The organism is Pseudomonas sp. E315 (assembly GCF_055406205.1).
Window position 1 is genome coordinate 120,657 of the sequence record NZ_JBUZPJ010000003.1, and the last position, 23,776, is coordinate 144,432.

The window sequence follows — 23,776 nt, forward strand, 5'->3', positions numbered from 1 at the left end:
CAACTCACCACTTCATCTCGCCTTTGGCCACTTTGGCACTCAACTCCAGCGAAGATTCCTCACCCAAATTCGGGTAGCGTTGCTTCATCGCAGCAATCAACTCGGCCGAATTTTTGGCCTTTAAGGTTTCCTCATCAAAGGCCTTAATGTAGTCACGGGTGAAATGCACAGCGCTCAACGAACGGTTGCTCTCACCCAAATAATGGCCCGGCACCACTGTAGCGGGTTGCAAGCTGTCGATGCGCTTTAACGTCGCCAGCCATTGTTTGTGTGACTGAGGGCTCTGGGTGTCAGCCATCCACACGTGCAAGTTGTCCGCCACCACAACACCACCCACCACAGCCTTGATCGATGGAATCCACACAAAAGTGCGATCTGGTTGCTTGCTGTTCAAGCCAATAACGTCCAGTTCATGCCCTTCAAGGTTCAACGTATTGCCTTTGAGCACGTGGGGCACGATCAATTGACCCGGCACGTCAGCCCCCATCTGCGGCCCCCAAAAAGCCAATTTGGCATCCTTGGTTTTAGTGATGTGTTCAACCGTCGGGGCCGAGGCCAGTACTTGAGCATCCGGGAACGCTTGAGTCAGGGTTTCGAGCCCGAAGTAGTAATCCGGGTCGCCGTGACTGATGTAAATCGTGGTCAAGTGCTTGCCGCTGGCGCGAACCTTGTCGACCACCTGCTGCGCCTGAGCCTTGCCAAATTGGGCATCAACCAAAATGGCGTCTTTCTCGCCACTGACCAACACCGAAGACACCGGAAATATCGCCGTGGCGCCCGGGTTGTATACATCCAGCGTCAACGGCCCAGAAGCCGCCGCGTGAGCCGTAAAGCCCAGCGCCACAGCAACCAGCAAAAAACCGCGAAGGGTTGAAAATCCAGTCATTACGTCATTCCAAAATTTGATGCCAAGTAAGGCGATGGACAAAGCTTAGATGCACGATAGTTGATAAAAAATGCGATGCTTGGACATAGTTTGTTTCAGAAATCGGGCAAATCATGGATCGTCTTATCGCAATGCGGGTGTTCGTCACCGTTGTCGACCTGGGCAGCCAATCTGCCGCTGCTGATCATTTAGACCTGTCGCGGCCTGTGGTCTCGCGCTATCTGGCAGAGCTTGAAGAATGGATTGGCGCACGCCTGATGCATCGCACCACGCGCAAATTGAGTTTGACCGCCGCTGGCGACGAAACCCTGCCCCGCTGTCGCCAGCTACTGGCGTTGTCAGAAGAGATGCAGGCCGCTGTCAGCGCGCCCAGCGATGCGCCACGCGGCGTGTTACGCATCAGCGTCAGCACCTCATTTGGCCAGGCGCAATTAGCCGCGGCAGTCACTGACTATGTTCGGCAATACCCAGACGTCACCGTTGACCTGCAAATGCTGGATCGCACGGTCAATTTAGTGGACGAGCGAATTGATCTGGCGATACGCACTAGCCGTGAACTGGACCCGAGTTTGATCGCCCGCAAGCTGACCGTTTGTCGGTCTGTGCTGTGCGCCTCCCCGGCGTATTTACGAGCACACCCGGCGCCGCAACACGTGGCAGAACTCAGCCAACACAACTGCCTGACTCATTCTTATTTCGGCAAAAGCCTGTGGCATTTCACCCAGCACGGCGAGCAAATATCAGTCCCGGTGCAGGGCAATATCAGCGCCAACGAAGCCAGCACGCTGCTGAGCGCCACACGCTCTGGCGCGGGGGTTTCGCTGCTGCCCAGCTATCAGGCGGCGGTGTATGTGCAACGAGGCGAATTAGTGCGCCTGCTGCCCGATGCCGAACCGCAAGTCATGAATATTTACGCGGTGTATGCCTCGCGCAAACACATGCCCGCCACGTTGCGCAGCATGCTCGACTTTTTGGCCGAGCGCTTCACAGAAGTGCCCGCGTGGGACAAGTGGTTGTAGCAGGTAGTCCGTTTGAGGGATGAGGCAACGCATGCTCACTCGTACAACTGATCTGGCAAGTGCGTGGGTCTGAACTAGCCTCAAGGGTGTGAAGTCTAGGTCTGACTCCATAGGAATCAGGAGAGATGAATGCCATGACCACTAAAACAAGAACGACATGCTTGACTGTTTTTATCGTGTTTGCCGCCGCTTTACTGTTTGCCAGTGCGTGTTATCGCGCCGAACAAACACGACAATCCACCGGATTTACCGCCAGTTGCAGTGGCGGGCATTGCAATGCCATGTTCAGCGCTCTGAGGTAAGGATGCTTTTAGCGCTTCAGGCCGGGCTGATGCTGTCAGTCCGGCCTGCACGAAACACACTCGGCGACATGCCGCTCAAGCGCCTGAAAAAACGCGAAAAGTACGCGGGGTCGGCAAAACCCAGGTTTTCAGCCACTTCGCTGACGGTCATGGGCGTGTAAATCAAATGCCGCTTGGCCTCCAGCAACAACCGCTGATGAATGATCTGCAATGCCGATTGCCCTGACAATTCGCGGCAAATGCTGTTCAAGTGCGCCACTGAAATCCCCACCTGATGCGCCAGTTGCTCAACATTAGGCTGCTCACGAAACTGTGCTTCGACCCGTTGGTTGAACAGGCTAAAATACTCACGCCCGCGCTGCGGCACTTGGCGCGCTTCGCGCCGCTGAATCACCTGCCGCGTGACCCACACCAACAACACGCTGATCAACGACTGCAACAACATGTCGCGAGCAGGCTGTGCCCCGAGATATTCGTTTTGCACTGCATTGAACAGGCTGTTCAGGTAATCCCGGTCGTGGCATGCCGGGTAGCTGGCTGCCCGCTGCAAAGCGCTCATTGAGCCACCCAATTGCACTTGCAACTGCGCCACCAAGGGCGCGGCCAAGGTCAGCACAAAGCCCTCAACGTTTGGCGAAAACTGAAAGCCATGAACGCACAGCGGCGGGATCACCTGAATCGCTGACTGCGCCAACACGTGTTGTTGACCTTCGATCTCCACCTGCGCACGCCCTGTGTGGACGTACAACAACTGGCACAGGTCGGCATGCCGATGGGGGCGAATCTCCCAATCATGGATACGGCTACGCAGCGAGATGGTTTCGCAGTGCAGCAAGTCCGGGCTGAGCCAGTCTTGTTGCTCGCCATACAGTTTAAAAACCGGAATTGATGTCATCAGGCGGCTCTTTAGCACTAAGCAGAGCGCGATAATCGCACCAATTGTCGAAAAGTACCCGTATTGACGTGGATATCACCTTCATTTGCCACGCTCGCAAGCGAAAAATACAAGCACAACACAATAAAAACGCCCTCGCTGACCACCGCGAGGCTTGCGAGAGAAATCATCATGAAAACTAAAGTCGCTATTATCGGCGCGGGCCCTTCAGGGCTGCTGCTCGGCCAACTGCTGCACAACGCAGGCATTGATAACGTCATCCTAGAACGCCAAACAGGCGAGTACGTGCTTGGCCGCATTCGTGCCGGGGTGCTGGAACAAGGCATGGTCGATTTACTGCGCCAGGCCGGGGTCAGTGAGCGCATGGACGCCGAAGGTCTTGTGCATGATGGCTTTGATCTGGCGCTGGACGATCGGCAAGTCCACATTGATCTCAAAGGCCTGACAGGCGGCAAAAGCGTGATGGTTTACGGCCAGACCGAAGTGACCCGCGACTTGATGGCTGCACGCCAAAGTGCCGGGGCACAGACGCTTTACGGCGCCAGTAATGTGCAACCTCATGACATGAAAACCGACGCACCTTACGTCACCTTCGACAGAGACGGCGAAAGCTGGCGTCTGGACTGCGATTACATTGCTGGCTGCGATGGTTTTCACGGCGTGGCGCGTCAGTCCATTCCGAGTGATGTGTTGAGCATCTTCGAGCGCGTTTACCCCTTTGGCTGGCTCGGCGTGCTGGCTGACACCCCGCCCGTCAACGACGAACTGGTTTACGCCAAACATGAGCGCGGCTTTGCCCTGTGCAGCCAGCGTTCAGCCACCCGCAGCCGTTATTACCTGCAAGTGCCCAGCGAAGAAAAGGTCGAAGACTGGTCTGATCAACGCTTTTGGGACGAACTGGAAAAGCGCCTGCCTACTCACCTGGCTGAGCGCTTGGTCACAGGGCCATCCATCGAAAAAAGCATCGCGCCACTGCGCAGCTTTGTGGTCGAGCCGATGCAGTTTGGGCGCATGTTCCTGGTGGGTGACGCCGCACACATCGTGCCGCCAACCGGGGCCAAAGGGTTGAATCTGGCAGCCAGCGACGTCAGCACCCTGTTCAACATTTTGCTCAAAGTCTATGGCGAGGGACGCACCGACCTGCTGGAGCGCTACTCCGACATATGCCTGCGACGCATCTGGAAAGCCGAACGCTTTTCGTGGTGGATGACGTCGATGTTGCATCGCTTCCCGGATAGCGACGGTTTTAGTCAGCGTATTGCTGACAGTGAGCTGGCGTATTTCATCGACTCTGAGGCCGGGCGCACAACCATTGCAGAAAATTACGTCGGGCTCCCTTACGAGGCTATCGAGTAGGAACCTATCGAGTACACTGAGCGGCATTCGCCCTAGGCTTGCCGCCCTGTGGCCCTGCGCCACAGGTGTTTTTTTGACCACACTGAATCACCCAACCCAATCCAAACCGGCGATTCGCAGCGTTCTGGTTGCCTTGATGCTGGCGATCTTTCTCGGAGCACTGGATCAAACCATCGTTGCGGTGTCGATGCCCGCCATTTCTGCCCAGTTCAAGGATGTCAGCCAACTGGCGTGGGTGATTTCAGGCTACATGGTGGCGATGACCGTGGCCGTGCCGATCTACGGCAAGCTGGGCGACTTATACGGGCGGCGACGCCTGATGTTGTTTGGCATGGGCCTGTTTACTCTAGCGTCGATGTTTTGTGCTCTGGCCCAGAACATGGAGCAACTGGTGCTGGCACGGGTCATTCAGGGGATTGGCGCCGGCGGGATGATTTCAGTCAGTCAGGCGATCATCGGGGACATCGTGCCGCCTCGCGAGCGCGGGCGCTATCAGGGTTACTTCAGCAGCATGTACGCCGTGGCGAGTGTCGCAGGCCCGGTACTGGGCGGCTACATGACCCAATACCTGTCATGGCGCTGGGTATTCTGGATCAATTTGCCGCTGGGGCTGGCGTCATGGTGGATCGCCTATCGCACGCTGGTCGGGCTGCCCGTCCCACAACGCAAACCGATAATTGATTATCTGGGCACGATGCTGATGATCGTGGGCCTGACCTCATTGCTGCTGTCCATCACCTTTATCGGCCAAGGCCAGAGCTGGCGTGACGATCAAGTGGTGGCGCTGCTGGGGGCAGCCTTGCTCGCACTGCTGTTGTTTGTGTGGCACGAACGGCGCGCCACCGAGCCTCTGCTTCCAATGCACCTGTTTGCCAATCGCAATGCCGTGTTGTGTTGGTGCACCGTGTTTTTCACCAGTTTTCAGTCCATTTCGCTAATTGTGCTGATGCCGTTGCGCTATCAAAGCATCACGGGCGCAGGGGCCGACAGCGCAGCATTACACCTGATGCCATTGGCAATGGGTTTACCTATGGGCGCCTACTTTGCAGGGCGCATGACTTCTGTGACCGGGCACTACAAACCCATGATTTTGGGTGGCGCGGCGCTGATGCCTTTCGCCATTTTTGGCATGGCCTTTAGCCCGCCCAGCGCTGAACTCTTAAGTAGCGTGTTTATGCTGCTTGCCGGGATTGCGTCAGGCATGCAGTTCCCGACCTCATTGGTAGGGGCGCAAAATTCGGTGGAACAACGCGATATTGGCGTGGCCACCAGTACCACCAATCTGTTCCGCTCACTGGGCGGGGCGATGGGTGTCGCGCTGATGTCAGCCTTGCTACTGACGCTGCTGCAAGGCTCGGTACTGACACCTGTGGCAGGTCAGCCGCTATTGGGAGAAGGCAGTTCGGGGAATGTATTGCTCGATGGGCTGAACGCGGTACAAGGCCCGGCACTTGAACACTTGCGAGCTGAGTTGCTGTTGACGTTTCGCCATTTGCTGAGCATCAGCGCAGCGATATCGCTGTTGGGGCTGTGCGCAGCGATTGTGATGCCCAATCAGGTATTGCGCGGGCGTGAAGATAAAGCGCGGTAAATCCCATTAACTGAATCGCGAGCAAGCTCGCTCCTACCTGCTTTGCGCCAGATTGTAGGAGCGAACTTGCTCGCGAAGCGTTACTGCTTGGCGCTGATTTGCTTTTGCAGGTTTTGGATCTGGCTTTGCAGGGTGTTGATGTTGCGGGTCACTTGACCACGGAAGGCATCAAACTCAGCAGTATTGGCGCCTTGGGTCGTCGCGGCTGCCGGGCGGGTTTCCAACTCACTTTTAAGCACGATCAAGTCTTGCTCCAGACGCTGAATGGCGCTGCTGGAGTCGCCCTGTTTTTTGAGTGTCGCAATGTCAGCACTCAAACCTTTGACCTGTGCCTCCAACTTGCTCTGCTCGGCCAGTGTCGCTTTCAGTACAGCCAGTTCTGCCCCCAAACCTTTCACCTCAGTTTGCAACTTGGCAGCGCCTTCTTGCTGAGCAGCAACTTGCGCCACGATGGCCGTATTGATTTGTTCAAACCGTTTGTCCAACTCGCCTTGCTGGCCTACCACCACGCCTTGCTGGTGTTTGCCTTGCTCAAGCAGCTTTTCTTCCAACTGCTTGATTTCTAGCTTCAGGGCTTCGCTGCCGCTGTTGAGGGTGGATTCGCTGGCGACTACCTTGCCGGAAATATCTTTTAATCGCCCGGCAGCTTCTTCACTGATGCGAGCAAAGCTTTCCTGGGTCGCGACCAACTGTTGCTCCATCATCGAAATCTGCTGAAAACTCCACCAGGCAAGCCCCGCCATCGCCAGCAGCAAGGCGCCAATCATTACCCACAACGGGCCGGTGCTCGCGCCTTTTACTTTGATTACGGGGGTGTTGCGCGAGTACACCGTGGTGCGCTCACGTGCGCCAGCTGTGGGCGCCAGCGCGTCGTGGTCGTCCACAGTGGCACGCAGGGTCGGGACATCATCGAAGTCATCGCGGGCATCGTTACGCATGGCAAAACCTTATCTAAACCTGAGTGAAAGCTGAATGGCGCGAGTATAAACCGCTGGCTCGCACCTTGATCGTCCTTGAACCTTCGTCGGCTCATCGGTATTGCAGGGTTTAGCGGGTGTGGCTGTCTTGTGCTTTCCACCAACTGCAGAACTCATCGAGCGCAGTCCATAGGCTGACTTTTGGGTCGTAATCCAGATAGTGCCGAGCACGGCTGATGTCGAGGGTAAATTCCTTATTCATCACCTGTACGCCCAAGCGCGAGAGGGTAGGCTCCGGCTGGCCGGGCCACAGTTTACAGGCAACTTCGTTTAGCGCCCCCTGGCTGTAAGCCACACCATAACCGCGATAACGCGTCACCTGCGGCACCTGCATCTGGCGCATCACGTAATTGATCACATCCCACAGCGGGATCGGCGTGCCATTACTGATGTTGTAAGCCTTGCCCAGCGCTGAGCCGGTCGCCAGCAAGCTGCTCAGCAAGGCTTCATTGAGGTTGTGCACGCTGGTGAAATCGACCTTATTCAAGCCATTGCCGACAATCGCCAAACGGCCTTTGCGTTGCTGCTTCAACAAGCGCGGGAAGAAACTCATGTCGCCCGCCCCCGTCACAAAGCGTGGGCGCAGGGCAATCACCTCAAGGCCAAACTCCTGAGCACCAAAGACCTTTTGCTCGGCCAGATTTTTCGTCGCCGCATAGGGATGCTTGAACCGTTTCGGCAGTTGCTCTTCAGTCAGGCCTAGGTGTGAACGCCCATCGAAGTACAGCGCTGCCGACGACAAATGCACCAAGCGACGCACCCGCTGCTTCAAACAGGCCTCAACCACGTTTTCGGTGACTAACACGTTGTCACGGTGCAAATCCTGAGAACGCCCCCAGGCACCTATGGCGCCAGCGCAGTGCACCACGGCATCAACATCGACGCACAAGTCTCGCACCAGCAGGCCATCGGTCAAATCACCCGGGATAAACTCAGCTCCGCGTCGCACCAAGTGCTCAACACTCTCGGCACGCAACCCGCTGACCCGCACGTCAAAGCCCTGCTCCAAGGCAAAACGCGCAAAGCGTCCGCCAATAAAGCCGCTCGCGCCGGTGACCAGAATCTTCATCAATTGCTCCAAATGCTGTAATTCTTGCTGCCTGCTGTTTAAACGCTGGTTGTCAGGCCAAAGGCACTAACCAGCGGGACGCCGAGCGGGTTAAATGTTCGGTCAGTTGCCCCAGCAGTTGCCCGCCATTGCGCCAATGATGCCAGTACAGTGGCACGTCGATGGGTTTATCTGGCAAAAGCTCTACCAGTGCGCCATTGGCCAGTTGTTCACGCACTTGCAGCTCGGGCACCAACCCCCACCCCAGCCCGGCTTCGGTCAGCCGAATAAAACCTTCGGACGAAGGGCATAAATGGTGTTCGAAAACGCCATCAACGCCCAATGCAGCCAAATACCGATGTTGCAGAAAATCATCCGGCCCGAACACCAGCGCAGGGGTTTTAGGCAACTGCTCGGCATTCACGCCCTGCGCAAAATGCCGGGCAATAAACCCTGGGCTGGCCAGCGCCCGGTAACGCATGGCCCCCAACAGCACGCTGCGCGCACCGGCTACAGGCCGTTCACTGGCACACAAACAGGCGGCCACTTCGCCCGCCCGCATCCGCTTGAGCCCAACGGTTTGATCTTCAACCACCAAGTCCAGTAACAGGTGCTGCTCCGCGCAAAAGTCACCCACCGCCTGCGCCCACCATGTGGCCAAGCTGTCGGCATTCAAGGCGATACGCAGGCGCTCGGGCAACCCCTCATCGTCCAGCGCCGGCACCGCACTTTGTAGGTCACGCTCAAGCAGTCGCACTTGTTGTACGTGGTTGAGCAGACGCCGCCCAATTTCAGTGGGGCTCGGCGGAGTCGCCCGAACCAGCACAGGCTGACCAATGCGTGCTTCGAGCAGTTTGATGCGCTGGGAAATGGCCGATTGTGACAGGCCCAGCACTTGGGCCGCACGCTCAAAACCAGCCTGCTCTACTACGGCTGCCAACGCAGAAAGCAATTTATAGTCGAACATCAGTTTTCCTAATGAGCGATCAGTAATATTGGTTTTTCTTATACAGCGAAGCACCAGAGAATAGCCAGCAGCAAACCCCTCTCCCGCCTGTAGTTCGACGAGTAATTCTTATGTGGCAAAGCTACCTCAACGGCCTGTTGGTCGCGTTTGGCCTGATTATGGCCATCGGCACTCAAAATGCTTTCGTGCTGGCGCAAAGCCTGCGCCGGGAACACCATCTACCCGTGGCCGCGTTCTGCGTGGTGTGCGATGCCTTGCTGGTAGCCGCCGGGGTTTTTGGTTTGGCCACGTTGTTGGCGCAAAACCCTGTCTTGCTCGGCATTGCCCGCTGGGGAGGGGCCGTATTTTTGCTGTGGTACGGCACGCAGGCGTTGCGCCGGGCATTTTCCAAATCAAGCCTTGAACAATCGGCTGACCAGACTGCCCGCTCGCTCAAAGCAGTGATGCTCAGCGCGCTGGCTGTCACCTTGCTCAACCCTCACGTTTACCTCGACACGGTGTTGCTCATTGGCTCACTGGGTGCACAACAAAGCGTGCCCGGCGCTTATGTGATCGGCGCGGCCAGTGCTTCGCTGCTGTGGTTTTTCACTCTGGCATTGGGCGCCGCATGGTTGGCGCCGTGGTTGGCCCGCCCCGGCACTTGGCGCCTGCTGGATCTGCTGGTCGCCGCCATGATGTACACCGTGGCCGTGCAGTTAATCGTGTCCGGCTAAAGCGTTGTTCGCTGATCAGTCAATGCGTGCATTAATCGCTGGGAATCACTAAGGTAGTGCGCAATTTCGCCACGGTTGCTGGCGAATATCAGATCGAAACAACAGCCGATACACAGGGACGTGTCCGGTACTTCGGAGCTGACGACCGGCAAACGCCGTTCGGGGGCTATTGCCGAAGTGCGGCTTACAGCGCGCCCTCCCCTAAGAGGGCGCTAGTGGCCGTAAACCCACACTCAACTGTGAGGAACAACGGATGTTCAATCCTGCCCCCCCTCCCTGAATCACCGGCACTTACTGCTCAGACAGCAGCGCGAAGCCGTGCGTGAAGTGCTGCCCTGTGCCCAGTGAGTACTGAAGCGTGAGTGCCGCATTAATGTTTTTTGGAGCCTCTGAACAAGGAATAGTTATGAAGCGTTTGCTGTTTTTAGTCTGTGTTAGCGGCCTAGCGCTGCAAGGTTGTGCTGAGCCGAAGCCCAAGATGCTGGGGGCGCCGATTGAGGGGTATAGCCATACCTCGGCGGCGATTAATCGCTTTTCGGTCAACGGCAATGGCGGCCCGAATCTCAGCCCCTATGGCTATAACGGAGGGCAAATGTGCTGTGTTGCGCTACCGGTTAAGTGGCGCCCTGATTTGACCGTGGTCGTGGAGTGGGAAAAAGATCCTGATCCACATGCTTACGTAAATTGGCCAAAGCCGCGTTTTTCTGATGCTTGGCGTGAAGCAGCCAAGGAGCATAAAAAAAACTACACCCGCCATCGCGTTGTTGCCCCAGTTGCTCGGTATGAACGGTTGGGCGTAGTCGATGTTCACTTTTTACCCTGCAATCAAGTTGCGGTCTCGGCTGTTGCCGAGCTACCCGGCCAGCCGGGATACCCATTCAACTTCCCTCGGAAAATGGAGGAGCCCACGACATGTCCGAAGCCATGAGCCCTAAGACCCTGAAGCCAAAGCCGCAATTTATGAGCCCAACCCCAGACTTCAAGATGGGAGGACTGTTACCTGCGACCCCGAGTGATGTACTAAGCAACTACCGCGTACAGCAAAGAGCCTACAACGAGTTTGAGCAGCAGGCTATGGACGAAGCTCGTGCTGCGGGCCGACCTTACGTCGGCCCGCCGTGCATGAAAATTCTGTCGATCACCTTGTGTTTCGATGGCACCAACAATCATGAGCCCAGCGACAATATCGCCAAGCCTTCGACGACTACGAATGTGGCCCGCCTTTTTCATGCCAGCTTAGGGGGCTCGGGCAAGGAGGCAGAAGAAGTTGAAGGTTTCTATCGTTATTACATGCCGGGTGTTGGCACTGAGTTCAAGGAAATAGGCGAGTTCGAGCCCAGCTCGCTGGGGTTGATGATGTCTATTGGGGGTGAGAACAGAGTTAACTGGGGGCTGACGCGCCTGATTGATGCGGTAAAAAGAGCATGCAAAAAGCCTCGTCTTGACTCTGGTGAGGCTTACGCTCTGGTTCAAAAAATGGGCACCAGCGTTACTGAGGACGCCCTCGGCGCCTCCTTGTTCAAAAGCAGCTATGCCCGCCGTGAAGACGCCCTGCAACAACCCCTGGCTGAGCTGAAAAGCCAAATCGAGGCCTGCCATAGCGCCAAGAGCATTGCCCCGATCAAGGCGTTGCGTCTGTTTGTGTACGGCTTTTCGCGAGGCGCTGCTGAGGCGCGGGCGTTTGCCACTTGGCTCGAAGCCCTGACCAAGGTCAAGGTGGAGGGCAGCACCTGCTACCTGTTTGCCGGGCTGCCGATCAAAATTGTGTTTATGGGGTTGTTCGACACCGTGGCCTCGGTAGGCATCCCTTATTTAGTGCCGTTTGCGGCCGGGCACATGGGCTGGGCCGATGGCAGCATGCGTTTGCCCGATTCAGAGCAATTTCTGGAGCGCTGCGTACATATGGTGGCAGCCCATGAGCAGCGCAGTTGCTTCCCGGTGGACTCGATACGGCGCAAAGCCAACCCCGACGACCCGCAGTGCGTTTCGACCTACCGCGCTGGCACCTTTGAATACATGTATCCCGGCATGCACTCGGATGTGGGCGGCGGTTACCCGCCGGGCGATCAAGGCAGGGCATCAGAGGGCGCCCATGAAGTGTTGTCGCAAATAGCGCTGCACCACATGTTTGATGAAGCTTACAAAATGGGGGCTCCGTTGCAGGCCCCTAAAGATGCTCTCACTTTGGATTTGCAAGATCACAGGCCCTGGTTGTCCATGGATGAGTCAACCCTTGGAGAATACGAAGTCGGCCCCACCCTCATTAACCGCTTCAACACCTGGCTGGACAACATGGACAACGGCCCGTTGGAGGAGGTCATGGCCCGTGAAGCGGGGTTGATCACCGGTTGGCGGATCAACCGTTACGCCAAGGGCCGAGCCCGGTTCACCGGCTCGTATCGTAATGTCATGAAGGTGACGAAAAACGAGGCGGGCAAGCCTGAAACGCCCGACATGAACAATGAAGAGCGCACCGCTTTCAAAAAGCTGCACAACTTGCAGCTGGCTGAAGATGTGGCTCGCCTTAAGGGTGAGTCGCCGCCGGTGCTGTCTGAGGCCGATGAAAAAAAACGGGACGCCTGGAAGAAAATCAAAAGAAGCTACGAAACCCGCACCGGAACGTCCCCCGGCATCCCGGAATTCAACACCAGTAAGGATTTCGAACCGAACCTGGACTGCCAGCAATTGATCAATGCGATGGACGACTTTCGGCGCGATTACGTGCCGGAGTGGAGGCTGAGTGCCTCGGAAATGCTCGGTTTAGGCACGTTGGCCAATACCTTGGTGGGCGGGTTGGTGTACATGACCAACAGCCAGGATGAAGCCCAGCACTACGCCGATTTGCGGGCTGCCGGGGAGGCTTGCGAGGCGCAGCTGTTTGGTCACCAAGGCAAGCCGGTGGACGACAGAGCCTGGTTGATCGTCGGCCTGTTTGACGAGCATGTGCATGACTCGCGGGCCTGGTTCATGAACTCGGCCTTAAACGAGCGCGAATTGTTCAGCGACTACTTTCGCTATCGCGGCATCTTTTTTGACAATGAGTCCAACAACGAACTGTCCTTGGTGGTGGCTGCCGGGCAGGTGGTCGGTGTGGGGCTGGCCGTGGCCAGTGTTGGGTTGAGTGTCAAACGTCACGACCCACGGTTTTTGGTGGGGCTGATTATTCCTAGTTTGGGTACACCGGTGTTTCGCGGCAAAGTGGGCTTGCCCATTATCAGTGCGTTTGACAACGTCACCGGGCGGGTATTGCCGATGCTTGAAGGCTTGGAATCCATTAGGGCCTACACCAAAGACCCGGGCAGCGTGGTTAAAGCCGTGCAAGCCTTACCTGCTCCACCTGCACTGACCGAAAAAAACGCCACAACGGAAAACCTGATCGCAGTGCTCAAGGGCGTGGCCGCCCCACGGCAAGCCCAGCCACAGAGCGCAAGTAATGAAATTGCTTACAGAGCCTCCCCCAGAGGCTCGGTTATCGACAGCGATGATCAAGCAATTGCGGCATTGATCGGCGAGTACGTGATCGGTGCGCCTTATGAGCTGGATATTGATTCAATCGTTTAGGCCCTGCAGGAGCGTTTAATCTCGTGTTGGGTGACATTCGAAATCAATAATTGCCCCCGCTTTAAATCATCTGTTTTTTCTATCAATCGCGCTGGAACCTCTATCCCACACAGTTGTTGCGTGGTTATGCCTGCACCCCGGTGCTATGATCCTGACCCTGCGCCGCAAAGAGTAAAAACTCCCCGGCGCGTGTTTGGCCGCCCGTGATCGGCCTTGCGCTCATCGCAACTGACCTGATTAGGAGAATCATCATGGCTTTTGAATTGCCGCCACTGCCGTACGCACACGATGCCCTGCAGCCGCACATCTCCAAAGAGACCCTGGAGTTTCACCACGACAAGCACCACAACACCTACGTCGTGAACCTGAACAACCTGGTGCCAGGCACCGAGTTTGAAGGCAAAACCCTGGAAGAAATCGTTAAGACTTCTTCGGGCGGTATCTTCAACAACGCAGCCCAAGTATGGAACCACACGTTCTACTGGAACTGCATGACGCCAAACGGCGGCGGCGAACCTACTGGCGCTCTGGCTGATGCCATCAACGCAGCGTTTGGCTCGTTCGACAAATTCAAAGAAGAATTCAGCAAAACCTCCATCGGCACCTTCGGTTCCGGCTGGGGCTGGCTGGTGAAGAAAGCTGACGGTTCCCTGGCACTGGCCAGCACCATCGGCGCGGGCAACCCGCTGACCAGCGGCGACACCCCGCTGCTGACCTGCGACGTTTGGGAACACGCTTACTACATCGACTACCGCAACGTTCGTCCAAAGTATGTCGAAGCGTTCTGGAACCTCGTTAACTGGAAGTTCGTGGCTGAGCAGTTCGAAGGCAAAACCTTCACAGCTTAATCCTGACTTCAGGTTCAAAAAACCCGGCCTGTGCCGGGTTTTTTTTGGCCTGTCGAACGCCTATAAAATCGCAAAAAAGCTCAGCTCAAAAAACTGAGGCAGCTAAGATCAAAACACCAGTAATTTGTTGGATCCCCGCTCAAGTTACAAGGGGGTGATACCGACACAGTAATACGCTTATCCAGAACGTTTCTGAGCGCTTCTATTCAGCAATCGGCCCTTGGAGCATGGCCATCAATCTGCGCAAGGGACTCCACAGGAACATGGCTAATTGATATCATCCGAAAGAAACAAGGAATTGCTCTTTGAAGCTGGAACTCAAGAACAGCTTGTCACTTAAGTTGCTCCGGGTCGTGCTGTTGTCGGCACTGGCTGTAGGAGTCGTACTGAGCTGCGCGCAAATTGTGTTCGACGCCTATAAAACCCGGCAATCGGTCGCACAGGACGCTGAACGTATTCTGGACATGTTTCGCGATCCTTCCACTCAAGCGGTGTACAGCCTGGATCGCGAAATGGCGATGCAGGTAATTGAAGGTCTGTTTCAAGACACTGCTGTGCGCAAGGCATCCATTGGTCATCCAAAAGAAGCCACACTCGCCGAAAAAGACCGGCCTTTGCATGCGTCTTCCAGCCGCTGGCTGACAGACCCCATTCTGGGTCAGGAGCGCATATTCAGCATTCCGCTCATCGGACGAGAGCCTTACAGCGAGTATTACGGCGACCTCAATATCACGGTCGATACCGCGACGTACGGCGAAGGCTTTTTGGTCAACTCCGTGATCATCTTTATTTCCGGGGTGCTGCGCGCACTGCTAATGGGGCTGGTGTTGTATCTGGTGTATCACTGGCTGCTGACAAAACCGCTGTCGCGGATGATTGAACACCTGTCGACCATCAACCCCGATCGCCCCAGTGAGCATTTGCTGCCGCTGCTCAAAGGCCACGAGAAAAACGAACTGGGCATCTGGATCAATACGGCCAACGAGCTGTTGTCTTCGATTGAGCGCAACACCCACTTGCGCCATGAAGCAGAAAGCACGTTACAACGCATGTCGCAGTATGACTTTCTGACAGGCTTACCCAATCGCCAGCAATTACAGTCCCAGCTCGGCAAAATTTTGCTCGACGCTAACCGCTTGCAACGCCGCGTGGCAGTGCTCTGTGTAGGGCTAGACGATTTCAAAGGCATCAACGAACAGTTTGGCTATCAAACTGGCGATCAATTGCTCGTCGCGCTGGCCGACCGACTGCGGGCTCACAGCGGTGGCTTGGGCGCACTGGCGCGCTTGGGAGGCGACCAGTTTGCGTTGGTTCAGGCGCATATCGAACAGCCTTACGAGGCCGCCGAATTGGCGCAACTCATTCTCGATGAGTTCGAAATACCGTTCACATTGGAGCAGAACAGCATCCGTCTGCGCGCCACCATCGGTATTACGCTATTTCCTGAAGATGGCGACACCACCGAAAAGCTGCTGCAAAAAGCCGAGCAAACCATGACCTTGGCCAAAACTCGCTCACGCAGCCGCTATCAGTTCTACATAGCCAGCGTGGACAGTGAAATACGCCGACGTCGCGAACTTGAAAAAGACCTGCGCGAAGCACTGCTCGCCAACCAGTTGTACTTGGTTTACCAGCCGCAAATCCGCTACAGCGATCACCACGTGGTTGGCGTCGAAGCGCTGTTGCGCTGGCAACACCCCGAGCACGGTATGGTCCCGCCCGACCTATTTATCCCGCTGGCTGAACAAAACGGCAGCATCATTGCCATTGGTGAGTGGGTGCTGGACCAAGCCTGCCGACAGCTGCGCGAATGGCATGATCAGGGCTTCAGCGAACTGCGCATGGCGGTCAACCTGTCGACAGTGCAACTGCACCACGCCGAACTGCCGCGTGTGGTGAACAATCTGCTGCAAATTTACCGCCTGCCGTCGCGTAGCCTGGAGCTGGAAGTCACTGAAACCGGCCTGATGGAAGACATCAGCACCGCAGCCCAACATTTGCTGAGCCTGCGCCGCTCGGGCGCGTTGATTGCCATTGATGACTTTGGCACAGGGTACTCATCGCTCAGTTACCTGAAGAGCCTGCCGCTGGACAAAATCAAGATCGACAAAAGCTTTGTACAAGACCTGATCGACGATGACGACGATGCCACCATCGTGCGCGCCATTATCCAGCTTGGTAAAAGTTTGGGCATGCAAGTGATCGCTGAAGGTGTCGAAACCCTCGAACAAGAAGCCTATGTGATCAGCGAAGGTTGTCATGAAGGCCAGGGTTATCTGTACAGCAAGCCCTTGGGAGCGCGGGAGTTGAGCGTTTTCTTGAAGCAGGCGCAACGCAATAAAGCGGTTGTTATGTAAATCGACAACGCCAGTCATAGCCAACAATAAATCGCAGGCGTGACGTGAATAGGAAATATTTACAACGCTAACCCTTTACACAAAATGCAAATCTTTCGCATCATGTCGCAGTTTTGCGTGCAGCCGCACGCTTGTCCCACCTCTCGAAGCAGGATTTTCGCCATGATTCGTATGCCCCTGGCCACCGCCAGTCTGCTGGCCATTGCTATCTCACTCGCCGGTTGTGGCGACAAGGACAAGGAAAAAACAGCGGCCGCACCAACGCCAGCCGCAGCAACCAGCACTGCAACGCCAGCGGCTGATATCAGCGCCGTGAAAATCGACGAAGCCGCAGCCAAAGCCGTGGTCGCACATTACGCCGACATGGTTCACGCCGTGTACAGCGACGCTCAGTCCACTGCCAAAAAACTGCAAACCGCAGTCGATGCCTTCCTCGCCAAGCCCAATGACGACACCTTGAAAGCGGCAAAAGCTGCCTGGGTTGAAGCGCGTGTTCCTTACCTGCAAAGCGAAGTTTTCCGCTTCGGTAACACCATCATTGATGACTGGGAAGGCCAGGTTAACGCATGGCCACTGGACGAAGGCCTGATCGACTACGTTGACGCCAGCTACGCGCACGCACTGGGCAACCCCGGCGCCAACGCCAACATCATCGCTAACACCCAAATTCAAGTGGGCGAAGACAAAGTCGACGTGACCGAAATCACGCCTGAAACCCTCGCCAGCCTCAACGAGCTGGGCGGTTCGGAAGCCAACGTTGCGACCGGCTACCACGCCATCGAATTCCTGCTGTGGGGCCAAGACCTCAACGGCACCGGCCCAGGCGCGGGCAATCGCCCTGCTTCGGACTACCTCGAAGGCGAAGGCGCCACTGGCGGTCACAACGATCGCCGCCGTGCTTATCTCAAAGCAGTAACCCAACTGCTGGTGAACGACCTGGACGAAATGGTCGGTAACTGGGCACCTAACGTAGCCGACAACTACCGCGCCACGCTAGAAGCCGAACCGGTACAAAACGGCCTGCGCAAAATGCTGTTCGGCATGGGCAGCCTGTCGTTGGGCGAACTGGCAGGCGAGCGCATGAAAGTGTCGCTGGAAGCCAACTCCCCTGAAGACGAGCAAGACTGCTTCAGCGACAACACCCACAACTCGCACTTTTACGATGCCAAAGGCATTCGTAACGTGTACCTGGGCGAGTACCTGCGCGCTGATGGCACCAAAATGACCGGCCCAAGCCTGTCGTCGCTGGTCGTGGTCGTTGACCCGGCCGCAGACGCCACGCTCAAATCTGACCTGGCTGACACCGAAGCCAAAATTCAGGTCATGGTTGACCGCGCCAACAAGGGCGAGCACTACGACCAATTGATCGCGGCCGGCAACGACGCAGGCAATCAAGTTGTACGTGACGCCATCGCAGCACTGGTCAAGCAGACCGGCGCTATTGAGCAAGCTGCTGGCAAGCTGGGTATCACCGACCTGAACCCGGACAACGCTGATCACGAGTTTTAATTCGCTGCGTTTGAGTGAGTCAACATGAGGCGACCTTCGGGTCGCCTTTTTTGTGCTGCCGTGACAGTGGTTCGGGGGGCTCTACTGCCCCAAATCAAAGCAAACGCTAATTCCTCTTATTTCAATTCACCTTCCCTGATAAACTTTCGCCCTCGATTTTGCTCACTGACCTGGACGCTTGATGCCTTCGCTGCCTCTTCGCCTGTCTCTGCTGCTGGCCTTAGGCCTTGCCGGCTGTGATGATGCGCCCCGTTTTACCCAACCCGAGCCCGGCGAAGCACGCTCTGGCGGGGCAACGACGGTGCGCAAAACTGATCAAAACGCGTTTTCCATGCCTTCTGCCAACCTTTCGCCTACGCGGCGTCTGGATTTCAGCGTCGGCAATAGCTTTTTTCGCAGCCCTTGGGTTATTGCGCCCTCCACCACCACAGCACGTGATGGCCTAGGCCCGTTGTTCAATACCAATGGCTGCCAGAACTGCCACATCAAAGATGGACGCGGCCACCCGCCTGCGCCCGGCGCCAAAAACTCCGTGTCGATGCTGGTTCGCCTGTCGATCCCCAATGACCCTGCCTTCGCCAAGTTGATCGAGCAGGTCGGGGTTATTCCTGAGCCGGTATATGGTGGCCAACTGCAAGACATGGCCGTGCCCGGCATCGCGCCCGAGGGCAAGGTTCGGGTCGAATACGAACCGCTGCCCGTACGCTTCAAGGACGGCACCGAAGTGGTGCTGCGCAAACCGACGCTGCAAATCACCCAGTTGGGTTACGGCCCGATGCACCCCGACACGCGTTTTTCGGCACGTATTGCCCCGCCAATGATCGGCCTGGGCTTGCTTGAAGCCATCCCCGACGAAGCCATTTTGGCCAATGCCGACCCCGAGGACAAAAACCGTGACGGCATCGCCGGGCGGCCTAATTGGGTATGGGATGACGCGCAGCAAAAAACTGTTTTAGGTCGTTTTGGCTGGAAAGCCGGGCAACCGAACCTCAATCAACAAAATGTTCACGCCTTTTCTGGTGATATGGGGCTAACCACCCGCCTGAGACCGTTTGATGATTGCACGCCCGCACAAACCGCGTGCCTCCAGGCACCCAATGGCAATGGCCCTGAGGGCGAGCCCGAGGTCAGCGACAACATTCTGCGGCTGGTCGAGTTTTACACCCGCAACCTTGCCGTGCCTGCGCGACGGGATGTGGGTTCGCCACAAGTATTGGCGGGCAAAAACCTGTTTTATAACGCAGGTTGCGCCTCATGCCATACGCCGAGCTTTACCACATCAGCCAACGCCGCCGAGCCTGAGCTGGCCAATCAAACCATTCGCCCTTATAGCGATTTGCTGCTGCACAACATGGGGCCGGGGCTTGCCGACAACCGTACCGAGTTCGCCGCCACCGGCCGCGACTGGCGTACCCCGCCCTTGTGGGGCATCGGTTTGACGCAAAAGGTCAGTGGTCATACCCAGTTTTTGCACGATGGCCGGGCCCGTAATCTGCTCGAAGCCGTGCTGTGGCATGGCGGCGAGGCCGAGCCGGCCAAACAACAGGTTTTGCAATTTAATGCCGAGCAGCGCGCTGCGTTGCTGGCGTTCCTGAACTCTCTTTAACGCCTTATAAGATCGGGGACCCCGACATGTTTCGACCCAAGCTTTTGTTCACCAGCCTTGCCGCCCTCGCCTTGGGCGCGTGCTCACCCCAAGACCCACAGGCCGTGACCTCGGCCGCCATTGCCAAACAAGTCATTTTGCCAACCTACAGCCGTTGGGTTGAAGCCGACCGCCAATTGGCCGTCAGCGCGCTGGCTTACTGCCAAGGCAAAGAAACCCTAGACACCGCTCGCGCCGACTATTTGCACGCGCAAAAAGCATGGGCCGAGCTGCAACCTTTGCTGATCGGCCCTTTGGCCGAGGGCAACCGTTCGTGGCAAGTGCAGTTCTGGCCAGACAAAAAGAACCTGGTGGGTCGGCAGGTTGAACAACTGGTGATTGCCCAGCCGCAAATTGATGCCGCTGCGCTGGCCAAGTCCAGCGTTGTGGTGCAAGGCCTGTCGGCTTACGAGTACATCTTGTTCGACAGCAAAATCGACCAGGCAGACGAAGCACAAAAAGCCCGCTACTGCCCACTGCTGACAGCCATTGGCGAACGTCAGAAGCAACTGGCCGAAGAAATTCTGGCAGGCTGGAACAGCACCGACGGCATGCTTGCCCAGATGACCAAGTTCCCTAACCAGCGTTATGCCGACTCCCACGAAGCCATTGCTGACCTGCTGCGCGTTCAAGTGACAGCCCTGGACACACTGAAGAAAAAACTCGGCACGCCAATGGGCCGTCAAAGCAAAGGCATCCCGCAACCGTTCCAGGCTGACGCATGGCGTAGCCAGTCGTCGCTCAAAAGCTTGGCCGCCAGCCTGGCCGCAGCTCAGACCGTGTGGGTCGGCGTAGACAACAAAGGCCTGCGCGGCCTGCTGCCCGCCGATCAAAAGCCGTTGGCTGACAAGATCGACGCCGCTTACACCGCCTCGCTCAAACTGTTCAACGACAACCAGCGCTCGCTCAATGAACTGCTGGCTGACGAAGCCGGTCGCGCTCAGTTGGATGCCATCTACGATAGCCTCAACGTGGTGCATCGCCTGCACGAAGGTGAACTGGCCAAAGCACTGGGCATCCAATTGGGCTTTAACGCCAACGACGGCGATTGATCAAGGGTGGTTCGATGATGCGCAGGCAAGCTCTTAAACTCGGCGGTTTACTGCTCAGTGCCATCACACTGGGTGGCTGGTCGTTGTTCAAGCAAAAAGGCCAGAGCCCGCTGCTGTTGAGCGCACGCGACGATGGCGACGGCAACCACTTTGCTGTCGGTTACCGACTCGACGGCACGCAAGTGTTCAATACGCAAGTCGGCCAGCGCTGCCACGACATCATCAACCACCCCTCGCTGCCCATCGCGTTGTTCGTGGCTCGGCGCCCTGGCACCGAAAGCTATCTGATCAACCTCAAGGATGGGCAGTTGCTACAAACCCTGACTTCACTGCCCAATCGTCACTTTTATGGTCACGCCGTGATTCATAAAGACGGCGAATGGCTCTACACCACTGAAAACGACACCACAGATCCGGGCCGGGGTTTGTTGGGGGTTTATCGCTTTGAAGGTGAGCGCCTGATCCACAGTGGCGAAATTCCCACTCACGGCGTAGGCCCGCATCAGGTGTCATGGATGCCAGACGGCGAAACGCTAGTGGTGGCCAATGGCGGGATTCGAACCGAGGCCGAGAGCCGAGTTGAGATGAACCTCAATGCAATGGAACCCAGCCTGGTATTAATGCAGCGGGACGGCACATTGCTGAGCAAGGAAACCCTGAGCCAGCAGATGAACAGCGTGCGTCATCTGGGGATTGCCACCGATGGCACCATCGTCGCGTGTCAGCAGTTCATGGGCGATGCCCACGAGTTGTCAGAACTGTTGGCCATCAAGCGTCCCGGCCAAGCTTTTGAGCCTTTTCCGGTGGCCGAGCAACAGTTGCGTGCAATGGGCCACTACACAGCCAGTGTGGCGGTTCACAGCGAGTTGCGACTGGTCGCGCTCACCGCGCCGCGGGGCAATCGGTTTTTTGTTTGGGATTTGGACAGCGGTCAATTGCGACTCGATGCCCCCTTGCCAGACTGTGCCGGGGTTGGAGCCGTCAGCGATGGTTTTGTCGTGACCTCGGGTCAAGGTCGCTGTCGCTTTTATGATTGCCGCCAAGCCACGCTGACTGCCAAGCCTTTGGACTTGCCGTCAGGGCTGTGGGACAACCATTTACATGTGATGTAAGCCCGTAGTTAGGTCATTTATCGCGCGGCGGGGCGAGCTTGCTGGCGATGGAATCGGCGTGATCGCTCTGTCGTTGCATGGCAGAACTGTCGCGACCAAACTCGCGCCCACAGGGTTGGTGTTGTACCCAAGGCTCTGCACCTCAACTTTGCGGTCGCAGGCCTTGTGACATTCCGAACATGAACAGCAACAAATCGTGATCAGGCTTGGCCACTGCCGCGACTTTTACGACGCGCGGTAGAGGGCAATGCGCATCATTGTGGACGCTGCTTAATATCTGAGTAACTGGCTGCTCCCAAGCCGCCAGCGCCACAGAGGCAACAGCCAGAGCCACCAGCAGAAACAAACCTCGTGCTATTTCTCGCTTCATCACCGTAAACCTTTGATGGCGCTGCCAAACACCGTCTCGTAAAAGTAGTTCAGTTTGTTCCAGTCAGTGCTGTTCCACGACGAATGGCGACGTAGCTGTTTGAGATCGTGCGCGGCCGCTTTGCGTGGCGTAAGGCGTTGGCGGCTTTTTTCCAGATCAAGCAACGCCACTTCGACCTTGGCGCTCTCGCCATTGCCCAACACCCGGACAAAGATGTGTTTGGCATACAAACAACTGTGCTGCCAGCGGCCAAGGTGCATGCGGGCCAACGTTTGCCCAATGGCTTGGAGCACTTGGTCATGAACCCCTTCGCCATAACGCTCGCGCTCACCGGCGGCGTACCAGTTGTCGATCTCGACAAAACCGTCCAGCGCTCGAGTCACTAATAGCGCCCGCCATTGCTTGTCCACACCCTGCTGCGCCTCACAGAACACGTACTCTGGAACGCCTACCGATAACTGGCTCAACGCTATTAAGGCATCTCGCTCGCGCAGGACGGTCGGGCGGCCCAACGGATAACGCCAACTGCGGTAGGTATGACCCACTTGGCGTTTGACATACAGCAAGCGGCCCTCGGCATCGTGAACCCGCTGCACACCACTCTCGCCGCCACGCCGTTGATTAGGTTCTTCAACCCACTCACCTTGTTCATGCCAATAGCGCTCAAAGCGGTCTTCAGGCTTTGCGTGGGATTGCTGTACACATTCAACGGCCATGAGTTATCTCTTGCGTAGTACGTAAACCCGCCACATCGCGTAGAGCGGAATGAAGTCCAAATGTGCTTGAACAGCGAAGCCTGCCTTTTTAAATTCGGCCTCAACTGTTGCCGCAGGTAACACGAAGCGATTTTGGTAACCCCCTTGTCGCGCAGGCGAACCGCGTTCACGCTCCAGACGCTTGCGTTTCCAAGCCTTGAAATTACCATCGACCCACAACGAAACAATCACGCTGTCGCGACTGACCCGGTGAAATTCGCGCAATAGAGCCATTCGATGACTTGCGTCACCAATGTGGTGCAACAGGCGCATGCAAAAAATGCTATCGACAGCGTTATCGGGCAAACCGATATCGAATGCAGAAGCTTGCAATCGCCGTACCCGTTCCACGACTTCAGTAGGCTGAGCGAGCGCTGCCACATCAAGCATGGCCTGCGAATAGTCTGCGCCAATGATTTCACGATCAGACTTTTCGGCCAGCAGCGGCCAAAAACGACCTGCGCCTGATGGTAAATCCAATACCGTGCTCGGCTCTCCAGCTAATGCCAACGCCTTGCGTGCCAGTTGTACATCACGTTTGTGCGAAAGACGACGCGCCAAGCCATCCTGGTGTTTCAGCAGGTATTGGGTGGCATGTTGTTGGTCGTACTTTTCAGAAAACTTGAGTTTGATTGCAGGGTTCATGACCGATCTCCTGATGCAGATAGCCGCCACATTAATCAGGCAGTCGTGAGCATCAGGTCATCAGCAGGTGAAAAAAACGTGCCTTATGGCCTGCAAACGTTGCAAGGTTTTACAGGCTGTAGAGGGTGGCGCAGGGCCATCTTTGCACGAAAGATTCCTCTGGAGAGT

At 56.6% G+C, this 23,776-nt stretch carries 20 protein-coding genes; 12 read left to right on the forward strand and 8 right to left on the reverse strand.

Translation table 11 applies throughout. From position 1 onward, the window contains the following. Positions 1-4 precede the first annotated feature (4 nt). Positions 5-886 carry an MBL fold metallo-hydrolase gene (locus ACZRJQ_RS05965; RefSeq protein ID WP_463977459.1) on the reverse strand — a complete coding sequence of 294 codons (882 nt, stop codon included), beginning with the start codon at positions 884-886 and terminating at the stop codon, positions 5-7. A 113-nt stretch (positions 887-999) separates the two neighbouring features. Here ACZRJQ_RS05965 and ACZRJQ_RS05970 point away from each other — a divergent pair, with 113 nt between their 5' ends. Further along, the gene (locus ACZRJQ_RS05970; protein WP_463977460.1) at positions 1,000-1,905 is read left to right on the forward strand and encodes a LysR family transcriptional regulator; all 906 of its coding nucleotides are present in this window, start codon (positions 1,000-1,002) and stop codon (positions 1,903-1,905) included. A 318-nt stretch (positions 1,906-2,223) separates the two neighbouring features. On the opposite strand, the gene ACZRJQ_RS05975 is transcribed toward ACZRJQ_RS05970, so the two are convergent. Next, the gene (locus ACZRJQ_RS05975) at positions 2,224-3,102 is read right to left on the reverse strand and encodes a helix-turn-helix domain-containing protein (RefSeq protein WP_463977461.1); all 879 of its coding nucleotides are present in this window, start codon (positions 3,100-3,102) and stop codon (positions 2,224-2,226) included. A gap of 171 nt (positions 3,103-3,273) precedes the next feature. Here ACZRJQ_RS05975 and pobA point away from each other — a divergent pair, with 171 nt between their 5' ends. Both pobA and ACZRJQ_RS05985 read left to right on the forward strand, forming a co-directional pair. Continuing rightward, on the forward strand, positions 3,274-4,458 hold the full coding sequence (pobA, locus tag ACZRJQ_RS05980; RefSeq protein ID WP_463977462.1) for a 4-hydroxybenzoate 3-monooxygenase: 1,185 nt from the start codon (positions 3,274-3,276) through the stop codon (positions 4,456-4,458). 73 nt (positions 4,459-4,531) lie between these two features. Next, the gene (locus ACZRJQ_RS05985) at positions 4,532-6,049 is read left to right on the forward strand and encodes an MDR family MFS transporter (RefSeq protein WP_463977463.1); all 1,518 of its coding nucleotides are present in this window, start codon (positions 4,532-4,534) and stop codon (positions 6,047-6,049) included. Positions 6,050-6,129: 80 nt separating this feature from the next. Here ACZRJQ_RS05985 and ACZRJQ_RS05990 read toward each other — a convergent pair whose 3' ends face one another. From ACZRJQ_RS05990 to ACZRJQ_RS06000, 3 genes are all read right to left on the reverse strand, one after another. Further along, positions 6,130-6,987, reverse strand: coding sequence for an ATPase (locus ACZRJQ_RS05990; protein ID WP_463977464.1), 858 nt, complete (start codon positions 6,985-6,987; stop codon positions 6,130-6,132). Between the two features lie 109 nt (positions 6,988-7,096). After that, entirely contained in the window at positions 7,097-8,095 is a 999-nt protein-coding gene (locus ACZRJQ_RS05995) for an NAD-dependent epimerase/dehydratase family protein (protein ID WP_463977465.1), read from the reverse strand. Between the two features lie 52 nt (positions 8,096-8,147). Then, positions 8,148-9,041, reverse strand: a complete 894-nt coding sequence (locus ACZRJQ_RS06000) for a LysR family transcriptional regulator ArgP (protein ID WP_463977466.1) — start codon at positions 9,039-9,041, stop codon at positions 8,148-8,150. Positions 9,042-9,151: 110 nt separating this feature from the next. On the opposite strand from ACZRJQ_RS06000, the gene ACZRJQ_RS06005 reads away from it, so the two are divergent. The 9 genes from ACZRJQ_RS06005 to ACZRJQ_RS06045 all read left to right on the forward strand — a co-directional run bounded on the left by ACZRJQ_RS06005 (position 9,152) and on the right by ACZRJQ_RS06045 (position 21,838). After that, positions 9,152-9,754: a LysE/ArgO family amino acid transporter gene (locus ACZRJQ_RS06005; RefSeq protein WP_463977467.1), complete on the forward strand. Its 603-nt coding sequence runs from the start codon at positions 9,152-9,154 to the stop codon at positions 9,752-9,754. A gap of 406 nt (positions 9,755-10,160) precedes the next feature. After that, positions 10,161-10,682, forward strand: coding sequence for a DUF3304 domain-containing protein (locus tag ACZRJQ_RS06010; protein WP_463977468.1), 522 nt, complete (start codon positions 10,161-10,163; stop codon positions 10,680-10,682). After that, complete coding sequence (locus tag ACZRJQ_RS06015; protein WP_463977469.1) at positions 10,667-13,315, forward strand: T6SS phospholipase effector Tle1-like catalytic domain-containing protein; 2,649 nt, start codon at positions 10,667-10,669, stop codon at positions 13,313-13,315. Before ACZRJQ_RS06010 ends, ACZRJQ_RS06015 begins: the two co-directional genes overlap by 16 nt. Positions 13,316-13,566: 251 nt before the next feature. Beyond that, positions 13,567-14,163, forward strand: a complete 597-nt coding sequence (locus ACZRJQ_RS06020; protein ID WP_153381551.1) for a superoxide dismutase — start codon at positions 13,567-13,569, stop codon at positions 14,161-14,163. 305 nt (positions 14,164-14,468) lie between these two features. Then, a complete protein-coding gene (locus ACZRJQ_RS06025) occupies positions 14,469-16,520 on the forward strand; it encodes a putative bifunctional diguanylate cyclase/phosphodiesterase (RefSeq protein ID WP_463977470.1) in 2,052 nt (683 codons plus the stop codon). Positions 16,521-16,682: 162 nt separating this feature from the next. Next, positions 16,683-18,029, forward strand: coding sequence for an imelysin family protein (locus ACZRJQ_RS06030; protein ID WP_463977471.1), 1,347 nt, complete (start codon positions 16,683-16,685; stop codon positions 18,027-18,029). A gap of 181 nt (positions 18,030-18,210) precedes the next feature. Further along, on the forward strand, positions 18,211-19,635 hold the full coding sequence (locus ACZRJQ_RS06035; RefSeq protein WP_463977472.1) for a di-heme oxidoreductase family protein: 1,425 nt from the start codon (positions 18,211-18,213) through the stop codon (positions 19,633-19,635). Between the two features lie 26 nt (positions 19,636-19,661). Then, positions 19,662-20,726, forward strand: coding sequence for an imelysin family protein (locus ACZRJQ_RS06040; RefSeq protein WP_463977473.1), 1,065 nt, complete (start codon positions 19,662-19,664; stop codon positions 20,724-20,726). 14 nt (positions 20,727-20,740) lie between these two features. Further along, the gene (locus tag ACZRJQ_RS06045) at positions 20,741-21,838 is read left to right on the forward strand and encodes a DUF1513 domain-containing protein (RefSeq protein ID WP_463977474.1); all 1,098 of its coding nucleotides are present in this window, start codon (positions 20,741-20,743) and stop codon (positions 21,836-21,838) included. Positions 21,839-21,980: 142 nt separating this feature from the next. Here ACZRJQ_RS06045 and ACZRJQ_RS06050 read toward each other — a convergent pair whose 3' ends face one another. Genes ACZRJQ_RS06050 through ACZRJQ_RS06060 form a run of 3 tightly spaced genes read right to left on the reverse strand, consistent with a single transcriptional unit; the run spans position 21,981 to position 23,608 of the window. Next, complete coding sequence (locus ACZRJQ_RS06050) at positions 21,981-22,208, reverse strand: hypothetical protein (protein ID WP_463977475.1); 228 nt, start codon at positions 22,206-22,208, stop codon at positions 21,981-21,983. Continuing rightward, positions 22,208-22,924, reverse strand: coding sequence for a lipopolysaccharide kinase InaA family protein (locus ACZRJQ_RS06055; RefSeq protein ID WP_463977476.1), 717 nt, complete (start codon positions 22,922-22,924; stop codon positions 22,208-22,210). Before ACZRJQ_RS06055 ends, ACZRJQ_RS06050 begins: the two co-directional genes overlap by 1 nt. Before the next feature lie 3 nt (positions 22,925-22,927). After that, positions 22,928-23,608 carry a class I SAM-dependent methyltransferase gene (locus tag ACZRJQ_RS06060; RefSeq protein ID WP_463977477.1) on the reverse strand — a complete coding sequence of 227 codons (681 nt, stop codon included), beginning with the start codon at positions 23,606-23,608 and terminating at the stop codon, positions 22,928-22,930. Positions 23,609-23,776: the final 168 nt, after the last annotated feature.

Excerpts from the sequence above, each read along its gene's own strand:
- ACZRJQ_RS05965 (WP_463977459.1), bottom strand. The coding sequence starts at position 886 with ATGACTGGATTTTCAACCCTTCGCGGTTTTTTGCTGGTTGCTGTGGCG.
- ACZRJQ_RS05970 (WP_463977460.1), top strand. The coding sequence starts at position 1,000 with ATGGATCGTCTTATCGCAATGCGGGTGTTCGTCACCGTTGTCGACCTG.
- ACZRJQ_RS05975 (WP_463977461.1), bottom strand. The coding sequence starts at position 3,102 with ATGACATCAATTCCGGTTTTTAAACTGTATGGCGAGCAACAAGACTGG.
- pobA (WP_463977462.1), top strand. The coding sequence starts at position 3,274 with ATGAAAACTAAAGTCGCTATTATCGGCGCGGGCCCTTCAGGGCTGCTG.
- ACZRJQ_RS05990 (WP_463977464.1), bottom strand. The coding sequence starts at position 6,987 with ATGCGTAACGATGCCCGCGATGACTTCGATGATGTCCCGACCCTGCGT.
- ACZRJQ_RS05995 (WP_463977465.1), bottom strand. The coding sequence starts at position 8,095 with ATGAAGATTCTGGTCACCGGCGCGAGCGGCTTTATTGGCGGACGCTTT.
- ACZRJQ_RS06000 (WP_463977466.1), bottom strand. The coding sequence starts at position 9,041 with ATGTTCGACTATAAATTGCTTTCTGCGTTGGCAGCCGTAGTAGAGCAG.
- ACZRJQ_RS06005 (WP_463977467.1), top strand. The coding sequence starts at position 9,152 with ATGTGGCAAAGCTACCTCAACGGCCTGTTGGTCGCGTTTGGCCTGATT.
- ACZRJQ_RS06010 (WP_463977468.1), top strand. The coding sequence starts at position 10,161 with ATGAAGCGTTTGCTGTTTTTAGTCTGTGTTAGCGGCCTAGCGCTGCAA.
- ACZRJQ_RS06015 (WP_463977469.1), top strand. The coding sequence starts at position 10,667 with ATGTCCGAAGCCATGAGCCCTAAGACCCTGAAGCCAAAGCCGCAATTT.
- ACZRJQ_RS06020 (WP_153381551.1), top strand. The coding sequence starts at position 13,567 with ATGGCTTTTGAATTGCCGCCACTGCCGTACGCACACGATGCCCTGCAG.
- ACZRJQ_RS06030 (WP_463977471.1), top strand. The coding sequence starts at position 16,683 with ATGATTCGTATGCCCCTGGCCACCGCCAGTCTGCTGGCCATTGCTATC.
- ACZRJQ_RS06035 (WP_463977472.1), top strand. The coding sequence starts at position 18,211 with ATGCCTTCGCTGCCTCTTCGCCTGTCTCTGCTGCTGGCCTTAGGCCTT.
- ACZRJQ_RS06040 (WP_463977473.1), top strand. The coding sequence starts at position 19,662 with ATGTTTCGACCCAAGCTTTTGTTCACCAGCCTTGCCGCCCTCGCCTTG.
- ACZRJQ_RS06045 (WP_463977474.1), top strand. The coding sequence starts at position 20,741 with ATGATGCGCAGGCAAGCTCTTAAACTCGGCGGTTTACTGCTCAGTGCC.
- ACZRJQ_RS06050 (WP_463977475.1), bottom strand. The coding sequence starts at position 22,208 with ATGAAGCGAGAAATAGCACGAGGTTTGTTTCTGCTGGTGGCTCTGGCT.
- ACZRJQ_RS06055 (WP_463977476.1), bottom strand. The coding sequence starts at position 22,924 with ATGGCCGTTGAATGTGTACAGCAATCCCACGCAAAGCCTGAAGACCGC.
- ACZRJQ_RS06060 (WP_463977477.1), bottom strand. The coding sequence starts at position 23,608 with ATGAACCCTGCAATCAAACTCAAGTTTTCTGAAAAGTACGACCAACAA.